Annotated in this window: 23 protein-coding genes and 1 pseudogene; 11 read left to right on the forward strand and 13 right to left on the reverse strand. The window is 66.8% G+C overall.

Going from position 1 to position 22737, the window contains the following annotated elements; genetic code table 11:
- The first annotated feature begins 39 nt into the window (after nucleotides 1-39).
- Entirely contained in the window at nucleotides 40-567 is a 528-nt protein-coding gene (locus IDT60_RS04280) for a hypothetical protein (RefSeq protein WP_191080991.1), read from the forward strand.
- 223 nt (nucleotides 568-790) lie between these two features.
- Here the strand turns inward: IDT60_RS04280 and IDT60_RS04285 are convergent, their stop codons facing one another.
- Nucleotides 791-1387 (reverse strand): dihydrofolate reductase family protein, encoded by a 597-nt coding sequence (locus IDT60_RS04285; RefSeq protein ID WP_191080992.1) that lies wholly within the window; start codon nucleotides 1385-1387, stop codon nucleotides 791-793.
- 7 nt (nucleotides 1388-1394) lie between these two features.
- Complete coding sequence (locus IDT60_RS04290) at nucleotides 1395-4094, reverse strand: PEP/pyruvate-binding domain-containing protein (RefSeq protein WP_191080993.1); 2700 nt, start codon at nucleotides 4092-4094, stop codon at nucleotides 1395-1397.
- A gap of 100 nt (nucleotides 4095-4194) precedes the next feature.
- Here IDT60_RS04290 and IDT60_RS04295 point away from each other — a divergent pair, with 100 nt between their 5' ends.
- From IDT60_RS04295 to IDT60_RS04310, 4 genes are all read left to right on the forward strand, one after another.
- On the forward strand, nucleotides 4195-5028 hold the full coding sequence (locus tag IDT60_RS04295; protein WP_191080994.1) for a hypothetical protein: 834 nt from the start codon (nucleotides 4195-4197) through the stop codon (nucleotides 5026-5028).
- A 63-nt stretch (nucleotides 5029-5091) separates the two neighbouring features.
- Nucleotides 5092-5235, forward strand: a complete 144-nt coding sequence (locus IDT60_RS04300; RefSeq protein ID WP_164201901.1) for a hypothetical protein — start codon at nucleotides 5092-5094, stop codon at nucleotides 5233-5235.
- 60 nt (nucleotides 5236-5295) lie between these two features.
- A complete protein-coding gene (locus tag IDT60_RS04305) occupies nucleotides 5296-5631 on the forward strand; it encodes a PadR family transcriptional regulator (RefSeq protein WP_223883948.1) in 336 nt (111 codons plus the stop codon).
- Nucleotides 5628-6020 (forward strand): hypothetical protein, encoded by a 393-nt coding sequence (locus IDT60_RS04310; RefSeq protein WP_191080996.1) that lies wholly within the window; start codon nucleotides 5628-5630, stop codon nucleotides 6018-6020. The genes IDT60_RS04305 and IDT60_RS04310 overlap by 4 nt, the downstream gene beginning before the upstream one ends.
- A 143-nt stretch (nucleotides 6021-6163) precedes the next feature.
- Here the strand turns inward: IDT60_RS04310 and IDT60_RS04320 are convergent, their stop codons facing one another.
- The 3 genes from IDT60_RS04320 to IDT60_RS04330 form a co-directional block, all read right to left on the reverse strand.
- Nucleotides 6164-6880 carry a DUF2306 domain-containing protein gene (locus tag IDT60_RS04320; RefSeq protein ID WP_191080997.1) on the reverse strand — a complete coding sequence of 239 codons (717 nt, stop codon included), beginning with the start codon at nucleotides 6878-6880 and terminating at the stop codon, nucleotides 6164-6166.
- 287 nt (nucleotides 6881-7167) lie between these two features.
- A complete protein-coding gene (locus IDT60_RS04325) occupies nucleotides 7168-8466 on the reverse strand; it encodes an Nramp family divalent metal transporter (RefSeq protein ID WP_223883878.1) in 1299 nt (432 codons plus the stop codon).
- Nucleotides 8467-8589: 123 nt separating this feature from the next.
- Nucleotides 8590-9525, reverse strand: coding sequence for a dihydrodipicolinate synthase family protein (locus tag IDT60_RS04330; RefSeq protein ID WP_191080998.1), 936 nt, complete (start codon nucleotides 9523-9525; stop codon nucleotides 8590-8592).
- Nucleotides 9526-9690: 165 nt separating this feature from the next.
- Between IDT60_RS04330 and IDT60_RS04335 the strand changes: the two genes are divergently transcribed.
- The 4 genes from IDT60_RS04335 (at nucleotide 9691) to IDT60_RS04350 (ending at nucleotide 13686) form a co-directional block, all read left to right on the forward strand.
- Complete coding sequence (locus tag IDT60_RS04335; RefSeq protein ID WP_191080999.1) at nucleotides 9691-10716, forward strand: LacI family DNA-binding transcriptional regulator; 1026 nt, start codon at nucleotides 9691-9693, stop codon at nucleotides 10714-10716.
- Between the two features lie 236 nt (nucleotides 10717-10952).
- Nucleotides 10953-12335 (forward strand): DUF1524 domain-containing protein, encoded by a 1383-nt coding sequence (locus tag IDT60_RS04340; protein ID WP_191081000.1) that lies wholly within the window; start codon nucleotides 10953-10955, stop codon nucleotides 12333-12335.
- Between the two features lie 42 nt (nucleotides 12336-12377).
- A complete protein-coding gene (locus tag IDT60_RS04345) occupies nucleotides 12378-13073 on the forward strand; it encodes an excalibur calcium-binding domain-containing protein (RefSeq protein ID WP_191081001.1) in 696 nt (231 codons plus the stop codon).
- A 292-nt stretch (nucleotides 13074-13365) separates the two neighbouring features.
- Entirely contained in the window at nucleotides 13366-13686 is a 321-nt protein-coding gene (locus IDT60_RS04350; RefSeq protein WP_191081002.1) for a GYD domain-containing protein, read from the forward strand.
- 59 nt (nucleotides 13687-13745) lie between these two features.
- Here the strand turns inward: IDT60_RS04350 and IDT60_RS23160 are convergent, their stop codons facing one another.
- The 7 genes and pseudogenes from IDT60_RS23160 to IDT60_RS04380 all read right to left on the reverse strand — a co-directional run bounded on the left by IDT60_RS23160 (nucleotide 13746) and on the right by IDT60_RS04380 (nucleotide 18305).
- On the reverse strand, nucleotides 13746-14147 hold the full coding sequence (locus IDT60_RS23160; protein WP_223883949.1) for a VOC family protein: 402 nt from the start codon (nucleotides 14145-14147) through the stop codon (nucleotides 13746-13748).
- Nucleotides 14148-14192: 45 nt separating this feature from the next.
- A pseudogene (locus IDT60_RS23165) lies at nucleotides 14193-14660 on the reverse strand (SRPBCC domain-containing protein); the annotation flags it as partial.
- Nucleotides 14661-14701: 41 nt separating this feature from the next.
- The gene (locus IDT60_RS04360; protein ID WP_191081004.1) at nucleotides 14702-14938 is read right to left on the reverse strand and encodes a hypothetical protein; all 237 of its coding nucleotides are present in this window, start codon (nucleotides 14936-14938) and stop codon (nucleotides 14702-14704) included.
- A gap of 130 nt (nucleotides 14939-15068) precedes the next feature.
- On the reverse strand, nucleotides 15069-15530 hold the full coding sequence (locus tag IDT60_RS04365) for a hypothetical protein (RefSeq protein ID WP_191081005.1): 462 nt from the start codon (nucleotides 15528-15530) through the stop codon (nucleotides 15069-15071).
- Entirely contained in the window at nucleotides 15527-15958 is a 432-nt protein-coding gene (locus IDT60_RS04370; protein ID WP_191081006.1) for a DUF2177 family protein, read from the reverse strand. The genes IDT60_RS04365 and IDT60_RS04370 overlap by 4 nt, the downstream gene beginning before the upstream one ends.
- Nucleotides 15955-17823, reverse strand: a complete 1869-nt coding sequence (locus IDT60_RS04375; protein ID WP_191081007.1) for a long-chain fatty acid--CoA ligase — start codon at nucleotides 17821-17823, stop codon at nucleotides 15955-15957. Before IDT60_RS04375 ends, IDT60_RS04370 begins: the two co-directional genes overlap by 4 nt.
- A complete protein-coding gene (locus tag IDT60_RS04380; RefSeq protein WP_191081008.1) occupies nucleotides 17820-18305 on the reverse strand; it encodes a MarR family winged helix-turn-helix transcriptional regulator in 486 nt (161 codons plus the stop codon). The genes IDT60_RS04375 and IDT60_RS04380 overlap by 4 nt, the downstream gene beginning before the upstream one ends.
- 111 nt (nucleotides 18306-18416) lie before the next feature.
- Here IDT60_RS04380 and IDT60_RS04385 point away from each other — a divergent pair, with 111 nt between their 5' ends.
- On the forward strand, nucleotides 18417-19286 hold the full coding sequence (locus tag IDT60_RS04385; protein WP_191081009.1) for a DUF1295 domain-containing protein: 870 nt from the start codon (nucleotides 18417-18419) through the stop codon (nucleotides 19284-19286).
- Here IDT60_RS04385 and IDT60_RS04390 read toward each other — a convergent pair.
- Nucleotides 19279-19998 carry a DUF998 domain-containing protein gene (locus IDT60_RS04390; protein WP_191081010.1) on the reverse strand — a complete coding sequence of 240 codons (720 nt, stop codon included), beginning with the start codon at nucleotides 19996-19998 and terminating at the stop codon, nucleotides 19279-19281. The two genes, IDT60_RS04385 and IDT60_RS04390, sit on opposite strands and share 8 nt — an antisense overlap.
- 280 nt (nucleotides 19999-20278) lie before the next feature.
- On the opposite strand from IDT60_RS04390, the gene IDT60_RS04395 reads away from it, so the two are divergent.
- Nucleotides 20279-22627, forward strand: coding sequence for a PEP/pyruvate-binding domain-containing protein (locus IDT60_RS04395; protein WP_191081011.1), 2349 nt, complete (start codon nucleotides 20279-20281; stop codon nucleotides 22625-22627).
- The last annotated feature ends 110 nt before the right edge of the window (nucleotides 22628-22737 follow it).

Genomic DNA, 22737 nt, shown 5'->3' on the forward strand with positions numbered 1-22737 from the left:
GCAACGTTGGGATGCCGCCGGCCTGGAGAGGAGAACCCGATGGAACCGCGCGTGGAATCGAAGGCACCCTGGGGAAGGATCGGTGCTATTGCGCTTCCCCTTGGAGTCATCCTGCTGGTGGCCGCCACAGCTGTGCACCCGTCCAGGGAAAACGTCATGAACCATACGGCGGTTTTCACGGAATATGCTCAAAGCGACGGCTGGATTGCAATCCACTTCACGCAGTGGGCCGCCGCCCTTGTGTTCTTCGGCGGGCTCGTGGCACTTTACTTTGCGATGACCGCCAAACGCGAGGGTCCCAACACGCTGGTCCGCTTTGGGCTGGCTGCGGTGGTGCTGACAGCGGCGGCCATCACCATGCTCCAGGCAGTGGACGGCATTGCCCTCAAATGGGCCGTGGATGCCTGGGTGAATGCTCCCGCTGATCAGGAGTCTTCGGCACTTTCGGCCGCCATGGGACTGCGGTGGACCGAATACGCCCTGCAGAGCTATTCCAACCTCCTTCTGGGGCTCACGCTGATTTTCTTTGGTTTGGCACTCGCGTACGGCAGCGTATTCCCGCGCTGACCGGGCTGGCTGGCTGCGGCGTCGGGGGTCGCGTGGATCGTCCACGGACTGATGGTTTCCTATGTCGGGCTCTTTGACTCCGTGCCACGGCTGGTGGCTCTGGTTCTCATGGCTATCTGGGCAATTGTCATGGCCGTGCAATTGTGGCCGAGGGGCAGCCGCGGGGAGGCGGCCCGCTCGTCGGCGCCGGCCGGGCCGGCTACCGCATAATTCAACAGCTTTTTCAGTGCACAACCCGGTAGGTCACGTGCGTGACGAGGCGGGTGCCGCGCACTTCGGTGGGCTCCAGCGTGAGGTCTGTGACGCCGTCCAGCGGCCTCTCACCCGCGCCCAGGAGCACGGGTGCCGTGTGGAGCCGCAGCTCGTCAATCAGGCCAGCCGCCAGGAACTGCTGCACCGTCCTGGCCCCGCCGGCAATGGCCATGTCCCTGCTGCCTGCCGCCTCCCGGGCCTGCGCCAGCGCGGATTCGATGCCGTCGGTGACGAAGTTGAACGTGGTCCCGCCCGCCATCTCCAGCGGATCGCGTTGATGGTGGGTGAGCACAAAAACGGGGGCGTGATACGGCGGTTCCTCGCCCCACCAGCCCCGCCATTCCGGGTCCCACGGGCCGGGTCCGGGCCCGGCGAACATGTTCCGGCCCATGATGTAGGCGCCTGCCGCGAGGATGCCTGCCAGCTCGGCCGCGTTGTTTTCGGCGTCCTTGAACATCCACCCGTGGAGGCGCTCGCCGTTCTCGCCCAGCGGCTCCGTCATGCTTTGGTTCGGACCGGCGAGGTATCCGTCAAGGGAGATGGTCAGATCGCACGTGACTCGGCTCATCCGCCCATCATGCCACCGCCCGTGCGGCCTGGGCAGTAGCCGGATGCTCGACGGTGACCGTACCGGCGTCGCCATCAACCCGGATCTGCTGCCCGCTGGTCAGCCGCTGCGTGGCCACTCCGGTGCCAAGCACGGCCGGGATGCCGTACTCGCGGGCCACGATGGAGCTGTGGCTCAACGGGCCGCCGACGTCTGTCACCACGGCCGAGGCCATGGCGAACAGCGAGGTCCAGGCCGGCGTGGTAATACGGGCTACCAGGACGTCGCCGGGTTCCATGAATGGGAAATCCTGGGGCCCCCGCAGCACCCGGGCCGGAGCGGTCACGCGGCCCGAGCTTGCGCCAGCGCCCTTGATGATGTCGCCGGACTGGTGCTGCGAGCCTGCCGGCATCATGGATCCGAAGGCTTTCTCCATCCACCGGCTTTCAGGCAGCATCTGCGGGGCGGCTGCCCTCGCCTGGCCACGCCACAGCATCCTGCGCTCCTCGACGGCGGCCGCGCGGACCGGCCGCCCGGCTCCGCTGATGGCAACTGCCGTGGCCCCAATTCCGGCTCCCGGCGCGGCCAGCCCGAACTCGACGGCGCTCCGCAGCTCCTGATGTTGCAGCCAGAAGACGTCGTCCGGCAAAGCGACCACGCCGGAGTCCACCAGCCGCCGGCCGAGTTCGAGGAGCATCCGCCGCAGCAGCGGCCAGGCCAGGCCGACGTCGGCCAGGGCGTCCTCGCGGATCGGTGCGGTGGCCTGGGCCCACCGGAGCAGCCGGAGGAACGCAGCCCGGCGGCGCGGCCCCAGCCTGGCCGCCATCTGGCTGGTCAGCTGCTCCCGTCGCTCGGTGAGCAGCCGCTGCCGCTCGTGCGGGTCAGCGCCCTGCCCGCGGAGGTAGAACCTAACCGTCTCCAGTTGGGCGGAGGGATCATCGGCCGGCACCGGGCTCGCGAAGTCAAGGTTGTAGACCGTGTGGCCGAAGAAGCCCAGGTGCTCCTGGAAGGAGAAGCGCCATTCCTGCCACAGGACGGCGTCCACGCCTGGCGGCGGGGACCCGGTGCGCTGGCACTCGGTGAGCACCGCCGTCGGACTTTCCACCAAAGCCGTTGCCAGTCCGGGATCGCTGCGCGCCCAGCCGGCCAAATCAAACAGGGACTTTTCCGCGCGGATGGGCTGGCTGTCGTAGCCCAGGAGGAACGTCCGGGCCGGCGGATCGCCGTCGCGGCGGACCAGCCTGTCGTAGAAAGCGGCGAAGGAGAGTTCGCTGGTGGCGGCGAGCGGAATGATGGACTGCACAGCCGTGTAGTAGACGGCGCCGGCATCCAGCAGGGTCCGGACTCCCTCCAGCAGTTCCTCCCCGGGGAGTTCTGCGAGGGGCTTCGCCGCCCACTCCCGGATCACCCGTTCATAGCGGGGATGCGAATAGTCGCTCCAGCCGGCAACCCCCATATGCGCCCTGCCACGTGCCAGCGCACCCATCGCCGTGAACATCCTGCCCAACATCCGCACCATCCCCGAGTTGCGGTAGTAGTAATACGCATAGCCGTTGATGGTGGGCAGCCGCACGTCGCCCTCGCGCAGGACGTTTTTACCCACCGCCTCGGACATCAAGAGCCGCAGCGAGCGGGAAACCGAACCGTCAATGAGATCGGCAAACAGCGGCGTGAGCGGGTCCGGCAGCTGTTCCACAATGCTCGCGCGGAAGTAGAGGCCCTTGGGGTACGGCACCTCCCAGGTGTCCGGGGTATCGGCCGCAGGTTCAGGGAGGGCCGTGATGGGCCGGGACTGCACCAGGAAGAACCTGCCACCGGCACGCGCCCACTCGATGTCCTGCGGCGCCCCGAAATAGTCCGCTATCCGTGCCCCGTAACCGGCCAGCTCGGCCGCCTCGCGGTCATCCAAAACAGGCGCACGACGGCGGGCTGCCGCCACCGGCTCCTCCCGGATCCCGTTCACCGCGGTGACAGTCATGACGTCCTTGTCGGCGGTCTGCCGCGACACCACGGAGCCCGTCCCGGCGTCGACAATCACGTCATCCGTGGTGACCGCACCGCTGACCACTGACTCGCCGAGGCCCCACGCGGCACTGATCACCGTCTGGTCGCGGCGGCCGTTGGAAGGGTTCGCGGTGAACATCACCCCGGCGGCGTCGGCGTCCACCATCCGCTGGACCACAATGGCGAGGCGCACCTGGTCCGGGCGGATGCCCTGGCGGGCGCGGTAGGCCATGGCGCGCGCGGTCCACAGCGACGCCCAGCAATCGAGTACCGCGGCGGACAATGCCGCCATCCCGCGGACGTTCAGGTAGGTTTCCTGCTGCCCGGCGAAGCTGGCCGTGGCAAGGTCCTCGGCAGTGGCGGAGGAGCGGACCGCCACGGCGGTGTCGCCGTCGCCGTCGCCGTCGCCGAGCCGTTCGTAGGCGGAGCCGAGTCCGGCCGCGACCTCGGCCGGCATGGTGCCGGTCTTGAACAGGGTCCGGATCCGCCCCGAGGCGGCCTCGTATTCCTGCGGGTCCGCGCCCGGTGGCAGCGCGGCCAGTTCCTGGATAGCAGCCTCGAACTGGTTGGCCTCGACGAAATGCGAATAGGCGGCGGTGGTCAGGACAAACCCCGGCGGCACCGGCAGCCCGGCCTGGATGAGGCCGCCCAGTCCCACGGCCTTGCCGCCGGCTGCGGCGACGTCGCCCCGTCCTACATCGGCCAAATCGTTGACATAGGTCATGACTCCGCGTCCTTAGTGCGCCCGCCGTTGGGCGCCTGCAGTGAACCTGATGCTCAACATACTGGCACTGCGGGGGAGAGGAGGCCATAGACTCGGACGCATGTCAGCTCATAGGGGGATGCCGGCTTGGCGCAGAGGAGTCCTGTTCGTTGCGGCCGCGATCGCAACCCCGCTCGCCCTGGCGCTCGCTGGGTGTGAGTACAGCGGCCCGGCTACGCAACCGGCGTCCTCCCCGGCAGCAACGCCGCAACCGAGGTCTTTCGAGGAAAACGCCGCTGAGGTGGGGCACCTGCTAGGGACCCCGCCGTCGGATCCGGGTATGCCATCGGAGGCGGAGCCCGCGGGGAAGCTGTTCCTTGTCCTGGCGCCAGGTGACTACATCGTTACAGGTGCCTGCGCCGGGGCTTACGGGGCCAAGCTCACCATCGTGAGGGGCGACGGGATGCCCGAAGCGTCGGGCTTTGAGTGCAGTTCCGCACTGGACCGGTTCATCAGGCACGCCGGCGGCCCCATCACCATCAGCGCGGTTCCGCCGACGGGAAAACCGGCCGCAACGGGGGTCAAAGTGCAGACCAACCCGGACCCGCGGTGGTCCGAGATGGAGGACTTCGGCGAGTGGTCACGGCAGCAGATGCAACCGCCTCTGCCGGGCGAATTGAGCGGGGCCAACAGATCGAACACACCCGCCGTCGGGACGCTGATGGCCAAGCCCGGCCAGTACGAACTCCGCTTCGTCTGCGACGGATCAGCGCGCGCCGAGCTGTCGGTGTCCACCGCGGCAGGTGCTGAAGTTTTAGCCCCCGTGCAGGTCCCGTGCGACGGGCAGGTGTTCACGGCACCCGTGCTGCTGCCAACCGAGGGTGCAGACGTGAGAATGAGCCCGGACGGTGGCGTGGACGGCCGCTTCGCATACAAGCTTGTGCCAACCGGCTAACAGTGTTCCGCGGGATGCGTGTCTTGGGATTCGCCGCGCCTGCACGTCACCTATTCTCGAGTGGTGGGTACGAAACAGACAGCCGAGTTGGAGGGGCAGACCTCCATCAACGAGCTGCTCGACGAGCCGATCGGCGCCACCCACATTCAGCTTGTCCTGCCCATCCATGTCCAGCTCCCCACCGGGGAATTCCGCCGCGTGTCCTGACCCGGCACTCCTGCTATTGCCACGCTATCTAGTTAGTGACACTATCTAGATGTGGATGACATGGAGTTCGACCAGGAGCTGACCCGGGCTGCTCTCCAGCAGGCAGTTTTAGGGGTGCTCAGCCACGGCGAACGCCATGGGTACGCCATCGCCGAGGTCCTCCGTCACCACGGTTTCACCCGGATCAAGGGCGGAACTCTCTATCCGCTCCTCAAGAGGCTGGAGGACCAAGGCTTCGTGGAGCACGTGTGGCACCACGAGCAGGCAGGCCCGGGCCGCAAGCAATTCACCCTCACCGAGCGGGGCCGTGATGAGTTGAAGCGTTCGGCAACGGCCTGGCAGCGCATGAGCCAGGCCCTCACCCAGATCCGAAACACGCGACAGGACCAACCATGAGCTACGAGCGAAACCTGACCTTCAACCTCAGACTCCGCGGATTGTCTGAAGCCGAGATCGCGGAAGCGCTGGCCGAGGTCCGGGCTCATGCGGACGCAGCCGGGACGCCCGCGGCGGCCGAGTTTGGCCCTGCCGACGAGTATGCGCGGCAGTTTCCCAAGCAGAAGCGGAAGACCCGCGGAAGCGCCATCGCCAAGGCAGGACTTCTGCTGGCCATCGCCTACTTGCTGTTCGCGGTCCTGCTGATGGTCGTCTTCAGGGTGGATATTCGCGATTTCGTCGGACCTGTCACGCTCCTGCCGGCCGTCGCAGTCATCCTGGTCAGCCTGCTCGCCGGGTTCCTGACCGATTACATTCGGCCCGTGCGGGATTCCCGCGCCGCCAGGTAGCTGTCCTGCCTGCTGCGTCAGCGCACTCGGGTGAAGAGGCGGCGGCCATGGCCAAACATATCCTCCAGCCGGGTTACAGCTATGCGGATGAATTCACCTTCAGGCTGGACCTGGTGCTTGATGGTTTGGAGCGGGCAAAGGATTCAGAGGCCTGAGGGCGGCGCAACGCTGTCCGGACCCACGGTGCGGAGCCTTGGGGCAGCTCCGCGGGCCCGCCGATAGATGAAGAATTCGGCCACCGCCAGACTGAGGACCCAGGAAGCCCCGATCAGCAGGGCACGGCTCAGTTCGGTGACGGGCCCCACCAGGACGATCCACGGCATGGTGACCACGGCAATGGTTCCCTGGGCAATGCCGATGGCATAGGCGCGGGACATCCACTCGCTGTGCCGTACATAATTCCGGCGCCGTACCGCGAGGAACCCGAGGACGATGAACACCACCATGGCGGAGCCGAAGGCAAGCCGGAACATCAGCAGGAGCGTCCCGTCGATGGGCGGCAAGTCATAAAAGACCGCCATCCACAAACCCGACAGGGCAGCCAGCAGGCCGGTGGGAACAAGGAGGCGGCCAGCCATTTTGTGCCAGCTGGCCCTGCCGGGTTTGCCCCGCCGGAGTGAGGGGGCGAATTGGAACGCGCCCAGCACCAGGTACACGGTGACGGTGGGAATATGAATCAGTACCGGGGCCGGCGAGTCGAAGAACCGCACGTTCTCCGGGGTGATGTGGCCTCCCGTCAGCTCTGTCAGGCGCACTGTCCCGGCGATGAGCGGTATGAGGCTGAGGAAGATCAGGGCGGCGGGCACCAGCCACCGGAACCGCGGGTTTGGACGGGAGCGGGTAAGGGTTGCAGAGTTCATGGGTTCGCGTCTCTGGTCTGCGCTCGCCAGTGCGCATCGTTGTTAACGCGGGGCTGGGGGGTGGGTAGTTGGTGGCCGGAACAGCAGTGCCCCTGCAGCACCTATTCGGACGGCGTACGCCCCAAGGTACTGTAACCACTTCGAATTGGCGATAGGGGATGTGAACCCGGACGCTATTGCATTCCCTGATGCTGTCTCCTTATCGCCGTTCGGCATGCAAGCAGGATCGCCCCCTGCGGGGTGTGCAGGGGGCGATCGCTATGGGTGCCGGCTCAGTGCTGGATCTTTCAGCCCAGCAGGGTGGTGATAAGTCGGATGGAGGAGGCGATGATGGCGATGAGTCCGATGGCTCCGAAGAGGTTGTGCCACCACCTGTTGCGGAGATCGCCCATGACGGATCGCCTGTTGGCCATGATGACGATCAGGACACCGAGCAGAGGTGCGATGAGCACTGTGAGCGATTGGGCAATGACGATCAAACCGACTGGTGACGATTGAAAGGTCAGGGTGATGATCAGTCCGAAGGCCAGGATGATGCCGGTGACGATGCGTGCTGTAGGCGATCCCGCCTTGGCCCCACGTCCGAGGGCATCGGAGAGCATGGTGCCGCCGGCTGTGGCGTTGGCGATCATGGACGAGAAAGCGGCTCCCGAGAGGCCGAGGGCAAAGAGCATCGCGCCTACAGGCCCGGCAAGCGGCGTGAAAATGGATGCGAGGGCGTTGATGGTTCCTGCTTCGGCCCCGGTTTTGCCGAGGACTGCTGCGGCGACCATGATGACGAGGGCGGTCATAATGCCGGGGGCGACGATGCCGGGGATGGTGTCGACGAGGGTGATGTCGCGGTAGTCGGCGCGGGTGCGGCGGTGTTCCTTGATGCCGTAGGAGGTGTAGAAGGCGGCATTGATGGAGAAGTTGGTGCCCACGAGGGCCACGATCAGGATTTCGCTTCCTGCGGGCAGCTGCGGGACCATGCCTTCCATCGACCGGTACCAGTCGGGCTGGGCAACAACGGTGCTGGCAATGAATGCGATGCCCATGAGGACGACGATGACCAAGAGGGCCTTTTCGACGATTCCGTATACGTTCTTAAAGGCCAGGACAAACCCCACAGCGGCGGTACAGACGACGGTCCACAGGACCGGGGAGCCGCCGAAGATCAGTGACAGGCCCAGACCGGATCCCACCGCGTTGCCGACGGAGAACATGAGCGTGATGCCGAAGACGCCGAAGCCGGCCAGGAGGCCCACTGATTTCCCGAGGTGTTCCTTGATCGAGGTGATCAATGAAGTGGGCGTGGCGATGCCGAGCCGGACGCTCATGTCAGTGAAGAAAATCATCAGGACAGTGGAGACGGCGATGACCCAGACAAGGCTGTAGTCGAACCTGCTGCCGGCCTGCACGGCGGTGGTGAGGTTTCCGGGACCGAACTGCCAGGCTCCGACCACGAAGGCCGGGCCCATCAGGGCAAGGTATCCCACGAAAGTACGGTGCTTTTTCCTAGTCTCCTGGGGCGGGTTTCCTTGCTGGGTTGCCATCTGTTCTTCCGTAGTTCCGGAGCGGGTGATGGTCTTATTCTGCTCGCGCATCGGCGAGTCCTCCTTATACAGCGACGTTGCTGGGGGTCGAATCGACCGGGATGGAGAGTTTGAAGCTTGGAACGGGTGGCGGGCCCGGAGGCCCGCCACCCGGAAGGATCCGGAGCCCGGGGATCAGACGCTGACGGTGACGTTGCCCAGATTCGCTGACTTCAGGGCGAGGGCGATCTCCTCACCAGCGCCTTCCGCGAGGGGCAGCAGCGGGGGCCGGACGGTGGCGTGTTCCAGGATGCCCCGGGCGACGAGGCCTTCCTTGAGGGCCACCGTGCCTTCCATGTGGGATCCGCGGTGGTAGACGTTTTTGGTGACGGGCAGGAGGCGGTCATGGATCGCACGGGCCGCCGAGTAGTCCTTGGCCTTGCCTGCGGCGATCAGCTCCACCAGCGGTTCCGGAGCCAGTCCGCCGTAGCCCACCAGTGCGCCGTCGACGTCGAACATGGTGTGCAGCAGGTATTCGTCGTGGCAGGTGAGGATCTGCAGGTCCGGGTAGGTTTCGCGCAGGACCGGGATTTCGGTGTCCCAGCGCTTCATGTTGCGGACGCCGTTCTTGGTGGCGAACACGCCTTCCTGACCGGCGATTTCGAGTTGGGTCTCCAGGTCATAAGTGGCCTTGGTGGCATCAGGGTACTGAAAGAGGATCAGGGGCAGACCGGAGGTTTCGTAGATTTCCTTGTAACGGGTCTGGGGTGCACCCTTCTGGTAGCCGAAGCGCAGCCAGCCGTGGGAGGGGTAGACCAGTCCGGCTTCGGCGCCGGCCTCAACAGCACGCTTAGCCTCGAGGGCCGCCACCGTATTGCCCTCACCGGTGATGCCGGCAATGATCGGGATCTCGCCGTTGACCGCGTTCTTGAACTCGCGGATCACCAGCGCCTGCTCATCCTGGGTCAGGAACGTGCCTTCACCGGCGTGGCCCAGGACCACCAGGCCCTTGACGCCTTCGACGCTGGCCAGCCAGCCGCCGAGGCGGTGGATCGCATCCACGTCGACGCTGCCGTCGCGGTTGAACGGGGTGACGGGGGCGGGGACAAGCCCGCGGAGATCGATGGTCATTTGAGCTACCTCATGTCTTCTTTGATGGTCGGCAGTCCCGCTATGATGAAAACGTTTGCGGGAACGTTTTCAATATTGCACCGTGTCCTGGCTCACTGTCAAGAGAACGTTTGCAAAAGGAGGAATAGAGTGTCAGTAACGCCATCACTGCAGAGGAGAACAGCCATGGAACCGGCCGTCCCCGGCACTATCGTCACGCTCAAAGATGTTGCCGCGGCCAGTGGAGTGAGCATCTCGACCGCCAGCCGCGCCCTCGACGAACGCACCACATCCCGTTCGGCGGCCGCAGCGCACGTCAGGAAAATCGCCGAGGAGCTTGGCTATCGCCGCAATTCCTTCGCCTCCAACCTGCGCAGGGGTGAGACAAGGACCCTCGGAGTGCTGGTTCCCCGGCTCAGCGACACGGTAATGGCCCTCATGTTTGAAGAACTGGAGCGGGCTGCGTCGGACCGCGGATACTTTGCCATGGTCGCCACCAGCGGCGATGATCCCGACGACGAACGCCGGGCAGCGGAGACGCTCCTCGACCGGAATGTCGACGGGCTCATCCTGGCCACGGCCCGAATTGACGATGATCTGCCCAGGCATTTGCGTGAACGGGGCGTGGCCCACGCGCTGGTGCTGCGCACCGACGGGGTTAGCCCCTCGGCTCTTGGCGACGACGAGGTGGGCGGATACTTGGCGGTCCGGCATCTCATCGACCTCGGGCACCGTGGCATCGCGGTAGTTACCGGCCCGTCCTTTACCTCGACCGGGAGAGCCCGCCTCGCAGGTGCCTGCAGAGCCCTGGAAGGAGCAGGCATCGACGCCCGGAAAGACTGGCTGATTGCCGCCGGCTATGGCATCGAAAGCGGGCTGTCCGCTGCGGAAACCCTCTTGGCTCCCGACGCCCCGAACCGTCCCAGCGCGGTGTTTGCCGCCAACGACAACCTGGCCATGGGGATCATCGCAGCCGCGCACCGCCGCGGTATTACGGTCGGAGAGGACCTGGCCCTGGTTGGCTACAACGACATACCGCTCTCGTCACGCCTTTCAATTCCGCTCTCCTCCGTGCGGGTGCCCCTGGACCAGATAGCAGGCAATGCGATCGACCTCATTGTGAACCCGGGTAAGGAACCAAAAATTCGGAAATCCATGCCCACCCTGATACCCCGCCAGTCGAGCGGTACCCCCCGATACTCGGTGCGGTAGGCAGGAGTTTAGGTGTAGCTACCTTGGATTTGTGTCGGGGTTTCGGCCAATGCGTCAAAAATGACACGGCAATTCACTGCTCCGGTCAAGACCGGCTCAAGTCTCCATCAAGGTTGTCAGAGATTCACCCCAATTTCGGATTCCCGGGCTTCCCGGGAATTAGGCTCGGCATTTACGTGAACTTTCAATAGAAAAGGTCGGGCTCAGCGTTGAGCCCTGCCTAATGGGGAAAAGCAATGTCGAACTATCAGACCCTCTTCGGGTCAGCACCTCCTGCCCCTGTGCCCGGGCCGAAGCCGCCCCGCAGGCCTCGGGCTTCAACACTTATCGTTGGCGGCATCACAGCCCTGTTTATGATCATCGGTGGGTTCACGGGCGGTGTCGGCGGTGCACTCGTTTTCCTGGCCGTCGCGGCCGCCCTCACCGGCCTCTACGTTCTGGCCACCGGACGCCGCTCCTGGGCGGGGCTCCCGGCCAAACGCCGGGCCGGAGCCATTGCGCTGGCAGTCTCTTTTGCCCTTTTCATCGGCGGTGCCGCCGCCCTGCCGCGGACGGGTGCGAACGAACTGGAGGCAGCCTCCGCCGACTGGAACGCTGCCCCGGCGACCGCCCCGGCGAGCGCCTCTCAGGAAGGTTTGCCGACGCCGTCGTCCGCTCCCACGGCGCAGGCGACGGGCGCCCCGCTCGATCCCGACACGGCTTACGCCCTGGCGAACGGCACCAGCGCCGAGGCACCGAAGACGCAGCCGGCGTACGCCACGAAGGCGATCGACCTGCTGGCCACCCTGCCCATCAAGGGCCGGGCGCCGAAGACCGGATATGACCGGGCGCTGTTCGGGCAGGCGTGGATGGACGTGGACCGCAACGGCTGCGACACCCGGAATGACATACTCAAGCGCGACCTGACGGCAATCGAGTACACCAACAGCGTGCCCTGCAAGGTCCAGTCCGGCACCCTGGCGGACCCTTACACGGGCACCACCATCAGCTTCCTGCGGGGGAGTGCCACCAGCAGTGCCGTCCAGATCGACCACGTTGTTGCCCTCAGCGACGCCTGGCAGAAAGGCGCGCAGCAGCTGACCACGGAACAGCGGACAGCGTTCGCCAACGACCCGCTGAACCTGCAGTCGACGGACGGCCCCACCAACATAAAAAAGGGCGACGGCGACGCCGCCACGTGGTTGCCGCCGAACAAAGGGTTCCGGTGCGAATACGTGGCGAGGCAGATTTCGGTGAAGGCAACGTACAGCCTGTGGGTCACCCAGGCAGAGCACGATGCGATGGCCAGGATCCTCGCCGACTGCGCCGGCCAGCTGGCACCGACTAATGCGCAGGCGCCTGTTGTCGCGGCGCCCGCGCCTGCCCCGGCTGTGGCACCTGCCCAGGTGCCGCCTGCCCCGGTGGCGCCCGGTCCCGCTCCTGCACCCGTGCCTGTGGTACCCGCCCCTGCTGCTCCCGCTCCGGCCATACCGGCACCGGCCCCTGCAGCGCCGGCCGCCGCTTACTACGCCAACTGCGCCGCAGCGAAGGCCGCAGGGGCGGCACCGATTCTTGCCGGTCAGGCCGGTTACCGCGCGGCCCTGGACCGCGACGCCGACGGCGTGGCCTGCGAAAGCTGACTCTCTTCCATCACCCGTTACAAACTTTTCCAAGGGGGAAAAATGAAAAAGACACTCGCACTGGTTGTACTCACCGGGCTCATGCTCACGGGTTGCGGTGGCACGAAGGAGGCACAGCAGCCGACTGCCGCTGCTGCGGTTGTGGCAGATGCCGTGGCTGTGCCAAGCGTGGTGGGCCTGGCGTTGGACAAAGCGACGGACCAGCTCAAGGATCTTGGGTTCGAGGTCAAGGCTGAGGACATCGTCGACGGCAAAACGATCATGTCAAAGAAGAACTGGCAGGTCATGACCCAGGACCCCGCGGACGGCTCACAGGCCGCCAAGGGCTCTACCGTGAACCTCGGCGTTAAGTCGCTTGAAAAGCTTGAGGCGGAGAAGGCCGCCGCCGACAAGGTGGCAGCAGAGGCGGCTGCTGCCGAGAAGGCAGCCGCAGACAAGATTGCGGCGGAGAAAGCCGCGGCGGACAAGGCCGCAGCAGATCAGGCCGCTGCGCAGCTGGCTGCCGAACAGGCTGCAGCCCAGAAGGCAGCCGAAGCGGCGGCACAGGCGGCGAAGCCGGCACCCGTCGCTCCGGCACCCGCACCCGCCCCTGCACCGGCAGTCCAGGCACCGGCCGCCGCCTACTACGCGAACTGCGCGGCCGCCAAGGCCGCAGGTGCTGCGCCGCTGTACCGCGGTCAGCCCGGCTACCGGGCAGGCATGGATGGAGATTCCGACGGCGTGGCCTGCGAGAAGTAGTCCCAGCCAGCAGGGCTGAACGAGCCCGCCGTCGCGGGGCACATTGACACGGACACGCCGCGGATTGGGCCCGTCCAGGCGCCGGTTCGCCGTCAATGTGCCCCGCGACGGGTGCCCCTGGCAGTGCGCGAAGGCAGGGCGGGCAGCTTTGCGGAACGTGTTGTCACCACGCTCAGGTGGGCCTACGCTATGGCCACGGCCCCACGCCGGGGCCGGCCAGGACCCTCCCTCACGGGGTGCCGGGCACATGCTGGGAATGCCGCGTCCTGGACATCACGGGACAGGAAAGACCATGACCAAGTATCTGTTTGAAGCCAATTATGTGGGCGACGGAATCAAGGGGCTCATGCGTGAGGGCGGCACCAAGCGTCGTGAGGCGCTGACAGAGGCGCTCCGCTCCGTCGGGGGAACTATGGAGTGCTTCTACTACGCGTTCGGGGACGTCGATGTCCTGGGCGTGTTTGAGGTGCCGGCCCAGACGGACGCTGCGGCCCTTTCGCTGATGATCAATTCCAGCGGCTCCGTGGACGTGCGCCTGAAGCCGCTCATGACACCGGAGGACATTGACGAGGCGGCCAAGAAGACCCCGTCATACCGCGCACCCGGGCAATAACCACCCGGGCAGTAACCGCCCGGGAACTGGGCGCGTGCGCGGTTCCAACGGAAATCCGCTCACGCGGCAGGCTCGTAGCCGACAAGCCAGTGAAGCCCATGACGGTCAATGACCTGGCCGTCGGAGGCGCCCCACGGCTTGGGGGAGAGCGGATCGAGCACCGACCCGTCAACGGAGAGTTTGTCGAACCACTCGTGGAGGACCGCTGGCTCAGCGGTTCCCAGCAGCGAAAGCATGATGCCCTCGAGCCGGACCGTTGATTGGCCTTCGGCTGCATCCGATCCCGCCAGGGCCACCACGCCGTCGAGCGTTCCATGGGCTATGGCAGTGGGGTCGCCGTCGCTCCTGCCGAAGTCCTCATACGTGTAGAGGGACAGCTCGCCGCCGAAGACATCCGAGTAGAAGGTCAGCGCTTCGCGCGCCGTTCCCGGGAAAGAGAGATAGACACGGGGCCCCGCCATGCGTCCGCTGGTCACGGGGGTTATGGCGGAGCTCTCCTTGACCCGGTCGATGGTGGCAGCCCAGCCCTCTTGGGTGCCTTCCCGGATGAGCTTTTGCACCTCGTTGATGTCGAGGTGCGCAGCGAACCGGACAGTGAGGACGAGTTCCGTTTCGCTGCCGGCGCCGTTGAGCTGCACCGTGACAACAGGGGCGCCCAGCTCGTTCCCGCCGCCCAGCTCCGGCCAGCCGCCGGCTGCTCCCCAACGGAAGACGAGCCGTTCGTCGGGAACGATCTCCAAGTAGATCCCGCCTGTGGGGTAGCTAAGGTCCTCATTGACCACCATCTGCTGTTTCCACGTTCCCCCAACGCGGAGGTCCACCTCAATAGGCGTGGCGGGTGTGGGCATGTCCGGGTTGTAGAACCAGGCGAGGTGTTCAGGGTCAGTCCATGCTGTGAATACGGCATGCCGGGATGCGGCAATGACCCGGGTTAACGTGAAGCTACGGTCCTGCGTCGGGTAGTCGGTCATCATCTGTCCTCCGGTTCTGTCGGCTCATCGGGGTCGATCCTGCTTTATGGCGGGCCGAGCGTCAAGGAGATGCAGCCGTGCCCTGGAGATCCCGCTCGCTGCCGCAGGCCGCGGTTACTGCCGTTCGCCGGTGGTGGTGCCTGCCGATCCGCAATTCCCGAGACCCTGCGGACCTCGCGGAGCCGCGCCGGAAGGCCGGCAGCTGTTCGGCGGTAGTAGGTGCGCAGCAGCTGGGCTGCGGCGTCGGTATGGTCCTCATCCAGGATGTTAGGAATTGCCATGTATCCCCCAAATCGTTGTGCCGGCCCTCTGAGCCGGAAATCCCGGGAAGTCTATCCGCCGAGAGGGTGCCGTCTGGCCTGCGGAACTGCTTGTGCTGGTTGAACATCAGGCAAATCATTCCGGCAGGCATCAGACCTCGGCGCATTCGCCCTTTGGCATGGACGGGTGGCCGAACAGGACGAAATGCGTCCCGTCGTCCTCCATCACGGCCACGTAGCTTGGACCGAAGATGGCGACGGCGGCCTCGCAGATGGCGATCGCCGCCCTGGCAGGTTCGCTGCCGTCGGCACCGCGAGGGTCAACAAGGCTGGTCCCGATGGTCATTCTGCCGGGTTCGGTTTCCGTGGCGGACCTGATCTGCTTCACCCAGGCCGCGTTGGCGTTCGCCGTTGTGAAGTCCGCGGTCCTGTCGGGATCGATTGCGGACGCAGGCAGCGATTCGGGCGCCGCAGCGGTCTGGCTTGGCGCTGTTGTCCCTGTGGGAGCCGGAGGCGCAGTTGGGCCGTCCGGGGCAGTCCCGGCCGACGACGACGCGCACCCCGTGAGCAGCAGGGCGGCAGCAACCGCGGCGGCGGGCAGGGCGTTGTTCACCGCACGTCCTGCTTCACCAGCACCCGCCGCAGGGCTGTGACCGTCAGCCAGGTGACCAGGGCGCAGGCCCCGGCACCCCAGAGGATGTCCGTCACGGCCACCACGGCGGGGAAATCCTTGAGCACAGCGAACGCCGTCAGGGCCCACGTGGCGTAGGTGAAGAAGCCGAACAGGGCCGCCCCCGTGACGCGCTGCCGCAGCGTTGCCCCGGCGTCGTTGGGCCGCACGCCGTAGTGCACCATCCCGGCCACGAAGATCAGGTAGAACGCAGCGGCACCTGCGGCGTTGGGGCTGGCGGCGATCAGGTGGCCGATCTGGCTCTGGTAGAAGTTGCTCGCCACGAAGCTGATCCAGACGAGGTCCAGGACAGCGAAGATCACAGCGGTGACGGCATAGGAGAGCAGCCAGCGTTTCAGTGCGGGGTTCATGCCTGGGTCCTTTGGTCGGCGTACAGGTTGTCCACGATGTGCCGGGCCCGTTCAGTGAAGGCGCCGCGCTTGAGCTTCATGGTGGGGGTGACGTTGCCGTTGGTCTCGCTGAGATCGGCCAGCAGCAGCACAAACCTGCGCACCTGCTCGGACCGCGCGATCTTCGCGTTGGCGGCACTGACGGCCTTGCCGATGGCGCCGAGGAGCCGGGCGTCCTCGATCTGCACCGCGCCGCCGTCGTCCGGGATGCGCAGGCCCGCGAGATCCGCGATGCCCTCGCGCTCCGCCCAGGCCGCCACGGACTCCGGGTCCAGCAGCACCAGCCCGCCCAGGTACGGCTTGCCTTCACCCACCATCACGGCGTGGGCCACCAGGGGATCTCCCTCCACGTAGCCTTCCCAGATGGCGGGGGAGATGGTCTTTCCGCCGGCGGTGACAATCACGTCCTTGATCCGGCCCTGCAGCGTAAGGCGGCCCCGGTCATCCATCGAGCCGAGGTCGCCCGTGCGGAAGAACCCGTCACTGAAGGCCTCCGCGTTGTCCGACGCGCGCCGGTAGCCGGCGAACACGCCAACGCCGCGGGCCAACACCTCGCCCTGGTCCGAGATGCGCACCGTGGTGCCGGGCATGGGGACGCCCACCGACCCGGCGCTGATGGCTCCGGGCAGGTTCCCGGTCAGCGGGGCCGTAGTCTCGGTCAGGCCGTAGCCCTCGATGACCGGCAGGCCCAGGCCGCGGAAGAAGAGGGACAGCTCGGCGTCCAGCGCCGCGGCGCCGGAGAGCAGGTAGCCCAGCCGGCCGCCCACCAGCGTCCGGAGGCGGGCGTAGAACAGGCGGTCGAACAGCGCCCGCCGGGCACGCAGGCCGAGCGGGGCACGCACGGTTGGATCGGCGTCGTACGCTTCCTGAAACCGGCCCCACTCCACGGCGGTGCGCTGCGCCACAGCCCAGACCCGGCCCAGCTTTTTGGACGCGGCGGCAGCGGCGGCGGACGCCTGGATTTTCTGCAGCACGCGCGGGACCACCACCAGGAAGGTGGGTTTGAGCGCGCCGAGCGCGGGCACCACGTCCCGGGGATCGGACAGGTGCGCGATGCGCATCCCGTTGGCCAGGCAGATCAGCTGCAGGCCGCGCGCCAGCACGTGCGCCATGGGCAGGAAGATGATGGTGTTGCCGCCCTCCCGCACCACGTCCGTGTACGCGGCGGCCACGTTCAGGACCTGCCCCACGAAGTTCCCGTGCGTGATCAGGGCACCCTTGGGCGCGGCGGTGGTGCCGGAAGTGTAGACGATGGTGGCCACAGCATCGAGGTCCGCGAGCAGGCGCCGGTCCTCCACGGCACTGTCCGGAACGCCGGCGCCGAGCAGCACCAGGGCGGCCAGATCCGCTCCCGGGCGGGCGTCCATGGTCCAGACCCCCAGGCCGGGAGTTTCCGCGGCGGCAAACCCCGATTCAAGCAGCACGGCGTGCGCGGCGGTGCCGGCCAGGGCCAGCCGCACCCCGGCGTCGGCCAGGATCGCGTTCACCTGGGGTGCCGCGGACGTTTCGTAGATGGGGACCACGACGGCGGCGGCGAACCACGCTGCCATGTCCGCCAGCGCCCATTCGTAGCGTGTGGGGGACATGATGGCCAGCGAGTCGCCGGGCTGCAGGCCCGCGGCGATGAAGCCTTTGGCCAACGCCCGCACCTCGTCCACGAACTGCCGGGTGGTCACCTGCCGCCACGGGTCGGTGATGGCCGCATCGGGGGCCCGTACCTCGAAGGCAACATGCTCCGGTCTGGTCCGGAACCGGTGCATCAGCAGCTCCGTGGCGTTGCGGTGGCCGGCGGTGGAAACCAGCGGCGGGGAGGTGAACTCGTTCAACGGGCATCTTTCTGCGAAAGGGTGTGAAGGTGGTCCTGCATCTGGAGCAGCATGGCTTCGAGGAAATCCCCGACGACGGCCTGGTGCGCCGGGGGCAGTGCGGTGAGGTAGCTGTTGGTGGCAGTCATAAGCGGCCGGGTGAGGTCCGTGATCCGGGCGGTGGCTGCGGGGGTGATGCTGACATGGACCTGGCGCCGGTCACCGTCGCCCCGGTTCCGGGCCGCGTATCCTTGCGCTTCCAGCCGGCTGATGATGGCCGTGGTGGTGGCGGCGGTGGCACCCAGTTCCGCGGCGAGCGTGCCCACGGTGACCGGGGCGGAGTGTGCGAGTGCGCACAGGGCGCGGTAATCGGTGAGGTTCAGGCCGAGCCGTCGGGCCACCTCACGTTCGGTTTCGTTGGCGAGGGTGTACATGGCCTGCAGCGTGAACGCTGCCGGGTGGACAGGTGCCGTCCCGTGGACCCCTCCTTCTTGCGTTTGCATGTATCCACAGTACTCACATATGTTTGATGTTCAAAAGCGATTGAATAATAGGCTGCCTAGTTGAGTGGCTGTCTAGTTTTGTTGCTTCATAAAGGTTGGAAGGAAGCCGTGATGAAGGAATCGGACCGCAAGGCGCTCGTCATCCTGCCCGTGGTGGTGGTCATCGGGGCGCTGGTGGCTGTGGCCGGCAGCCAGGACGGTGCCGCCGTGGGCGGCTGGCCGCTGTTCGGCCTGGCCGTGGCCGCCGCCTTCCTGATCCAGTGGCTGGTGTTCATCCACGCGTGGAAGGCGCAGACCGAGAAGTATTACGACTTCACCGGCGCCCTGACCTATATCAGCATCACCTTGTTCCTGGTGCTGCTCAGCCCGGACATGGGTGCGCGGGCCTGGCTGCTCGCCGCGATGGTTGCGGTATGGGCGGGCCGGTTGGGGACCTTCCTGTTCCGCCGGGTCAGCAGGCACGGCAAGGACGACCGCTTCGACGAGATCAAGCCTTCGTTCGTCCGCTTCCTGAACACCTGGACCGTGCAGGGGCTATGGGTGGTCCTCACCGCGGCCGCGGCATGGATCGCCATCACCAGCTCCACCCGCGTGGCCCTGGACTGGTGGGCGCTGGCCGGTGTTGTGGTGTGGGCTGTCGGCTTCGGCATCGAGGTTGTGGCGGACAACCAGAAGGGCCGGTTCAAGGCGGACCCGGCCAACGAGGGCAGGTTCATCTCCACAGGCCTCTGGGCCAGGTCCCGCCACCCCAACTACTTCGGCGAGATTGTGCTCTGGATCGGCGTGCTCCTGATCGCCATCCCGGTGCTGCAGGGGTGGCAGTGGGTGGCCCTGATTTCGCCGGTGTTCGTGGCGCTGCTGCTCACCAAGGCCAGCGGCATCCCCATGCTGGAGAAAAAGGCCGAACGGAAGTGGGGCGGGCAGGCCGATTACGAGGCCTACAAGACGAACACCCCGGTGCTGATCCCCAAGCTTAAGTAGCGCCCTGGTGGTGCGGGCCCGCGTTGTCGGGGCCGCCCGCGTTGTCGGGGCCGCCCGCCGGACGCTTCCAGAGCACGACGGCGAGGATCGCCGCCCAGAGCAGGAACGCGCCGATGCTGATCCGCTCGCTGATGCCCAGCAGCAGGTTCGGCCCTGGAGCGGCCATAAACGCGACCACGCCCAGCACCGCCGACGCAGCCAGCGACGCGATCGAGTACCAGCGCATGCGGCCGTGGAAACCCGCGGCCACGAAGCACATCGCGGCGACCATGAGGGCGAGCTGGACGTTCGTGGCGACGATATGCATGGGGATGGAAGCCTCATCGCCCAGGGTCAGCGGGTAAAGGGCGCCCATGATGTTCCACAGCCCGTAGGCCGTGAGCAGTCCGCCGCCGATCCGCAGGGCCCGGTTGCCGCGCACCGAGATCCAGACCCCCACCCCGAAGGCAGTGAACAGCACGGTGTAGAGCCACGTGAAGGGGAGCAGGACCTCCCGGCCCGGGGAGCCGACGGCGAACAGCTCGCTCACCATTTGCTCGGCGCGGCGGTACCCGTCCCATCTGGAAGCCGCCACAATGTCCGTGGCAACCACGTAGAGCACTGACGAGAGCGGCCCCGCGGCGAGAAGGACTTTGCGGATGGCGTCACCGCGCTGGCCGGGTTGCGGCGTGGCCCGCCTGCGTTGCGGGGTCCGGCGCTTGTCGATCGACATTTCGGGGGGTCCTCAGAGCCCGCGGTCCGGCAACGGCCCGGCGCAGGGCCCGCGGGCATCCGCCCTCTGCGCCTCCGTGTTTAAGCCTTCGCCGGATTGCCGGGAGGCGCCAGGGCCGAACGGCCCGCCCCGGGCGCGGCGGCTCCGGGCTTCGGCGGCGGCCGCTCCGGCCCTCGGCAGTTGCGCGGAAACGGACCCTACAAAACGGACCCCGTTGCATGGCATTCTGGTCCGGTGGGAGGTCAGCGGAGCCCTCCCCATGCAGGAAGGGTTCAGGACCATGCGGACCATCGCAGCACTGCACACTCTCGAGCCTGCCGACCCGGCCCTGTGGGGGCGGAAGGCGGCTGCGCTTGCCCGCCTGGCGAGGACCGGGGACTTCACCGTCCCTGCCGGGATCGTCCTTGCCGCGGACGGCACGGGATTGACCACTGAGGACATTGAGCTGGCGGACAGGTCGGTCCGCGACATTCTCGGCGACGTCGACCTGGCCGTCCGCTCGTCCTCCAGCGAGGAAGACACCGCAGAGGAGTCGTCGGCCGGAAAATACACAACTGTTCTCGGCGTACGCGGCAGCGAAGCGCTGGCCGCGGCCGTCCGGGAGGTGCTGGGCTCGGCGGACGGCGCGCCCATGGGTGTTCTCATCCAGGAGCTCGTCCACGCGGACGCCGCCGGCGTGGCGTTCAGTGCCAACCCCGTCAGCGGTGCCAGGGGCGAGGCAGTCGTGAACGCCGTCCCCGGGCTCGGCGACCGGCTGGTCTCCGGCGAGCTCACGCCGCAGTCATGGACCGTGCAAGCCGACGGATCTGCCTCCAGCGATGACGACACCCGCGACGACGCCACGCCCGCGATCACCGCGGATGAGGCCCGGCGCATCGCCGGGCTCGCCCGGGAGGTGGAGGCTGCCGAAGGCGTTCCCCAGGACATCGAATGGGCGCTCGCCGGCGGGCAGCTGTACCTGCTGCAGGCCCGGCCCATCACCACCCTGGTGGAACCGGTGCCGGTGCCGGTGCCGGTCATCGTGCCGCGCGGGTACTGGGAACGCGAATCCGCGCATGCGGCCGCGCCGGCCACGCCATTGTCGGACTCGATCCTGGACATCGCGCCGAGTATGCAGCTCATGGCGCAGAGTTTCGGGCTGATCGCGCAGTTCGACTTCCGTGATATCGGCGGCTGGACGTACATGGGAATGCTGCCGCTGGGAATGGAGCCCAAAAGCGACAAGGCACCGCCCGTGCCGGGCTGGGCGCTGGCGCTGATGCTGCGCCTGATGCCTGAGGGGCGGCGCCGCATCCGCGCCGCCCGGAAGCAGCGCGAAGAAGACCTGTCGATGCGCCTGGTGGACGACTGGAACAACCGGCATCTGGACCGGCTGCGCGCGCGGATCGAGAGCATCAGGGACAAAGACCTCGGCAGCCTCACCAGCGGACAGCTCGCCTCCCACCTGGACGCAGTCCGGGAGCTGTTGGCGGAAACGATGCCGCTGCACTTCCTCGGGGCAATGCCGCACTTCCTGGAGACGACGCGGCTTGAGCTGTTCTGCCGGGAGCACCTGGGGTGGGACTACCCCGAGGTGCTGAACCTCCTGGCCGGCACCTCCGAAATGTCCTCCGAGCCCGCCAGGGAGCTCCGGAGGATCGCCGATCAAAGGCTCGATCCGGCGTCGAAAGTGCAGGCATTGGAAGAGTACCGGCGGGTCTATGGTGCCCGGGTTCTCTCCACCGAGCTTGCCGAACCGACCTTTGGAGAAAACCCAGGGCTCATCGCCGCGCAGCTCGAGGCCTTGGAGGCCTCCAGCCGGGACGACCCGGCGGCCGGGCAGCGCCGGCTGCGCGACGAGACCGCGGCAAAAGCACGAAGCCGGCTCCGCGGAGAAGCGCTGGAAAAGTTCAACACGCTGCTTGACCGGGCCCTGCGTGCCTACCCGCTCAGGGAGTCCAACGTCTTTTACACGATGGATTCCCCGCTGGCGCTGGTCCGGTATGCGGTCCTTGAAGCGGGCCGCAGGATGCGGCAGGCACGTGCGTTCACGGCGCTTGATGACGTCTTTTACTGCACTGCGGACGAAGTCCAGGGGTGGTTGAACGGCGCGTCGGGCGACCTTCGGCCTACGGTCAGGCGCAGGCGCGGTGAACGTGCGTGGATCCTGGCCCATCCCGGACCGCCGAGTTACGGCACGCCCCCGCCGCCGCCCCCGTCCACTAAGTGGCTGCCTGCCGATGTGCGCGAAATGATGGAGCTGATGATGCGCGCCGGCGAGCGGATCGTCGCACCGGCGGGCAGCTCCCAGATGCAGACGGCGGAGCAGGGCATCCTGCGGGGCACGCCGGCGTCGTCCGGGACGTACACTGGCGCGGCGCGGATCATCGCCAACGAACGGCAGTTCTCGCGGATCCAGCCGGGCGACGTGCTCGTGTGCCCCACCACGCGGTCCTCCTGGTCGATGGTGTTCGCGACCATCGGCGCAGTGGTGACCGACGCGGGCGGGGCCCTGTCCCACCCGGCGATCATCGCCCGCGAACAGCGGATCCCCGCCGTCGTCGCCACCGGCAACGCCACGCAGATCATTCGCGACGGCGCCCTGGTCACGGTGAACGGGACAACCGGGACCATAACCCTGCACGACTGACGTTGGCTCCCGGGTGCCAACCGGTCTGTGCCGAGCTCTGCTGGCGCTCCACCGGGCGCGCCGCCGCCCGCCACGGGGACCTAAGACTCTGACGCCGCGGAGCGCAAGGG

The sequence above is a fragment of the Pseudarthrobacter sp. BIM B-2242 genome (assembly GCF_014764445.1).
In the GTDB taxonomy this organism is placed as follows: Bacteria; Actinomycetota; Actinomycetes; order Actinomycetales; family Micrococcaceae; genus Arthrobacter; species Arthrobacter luteus_A.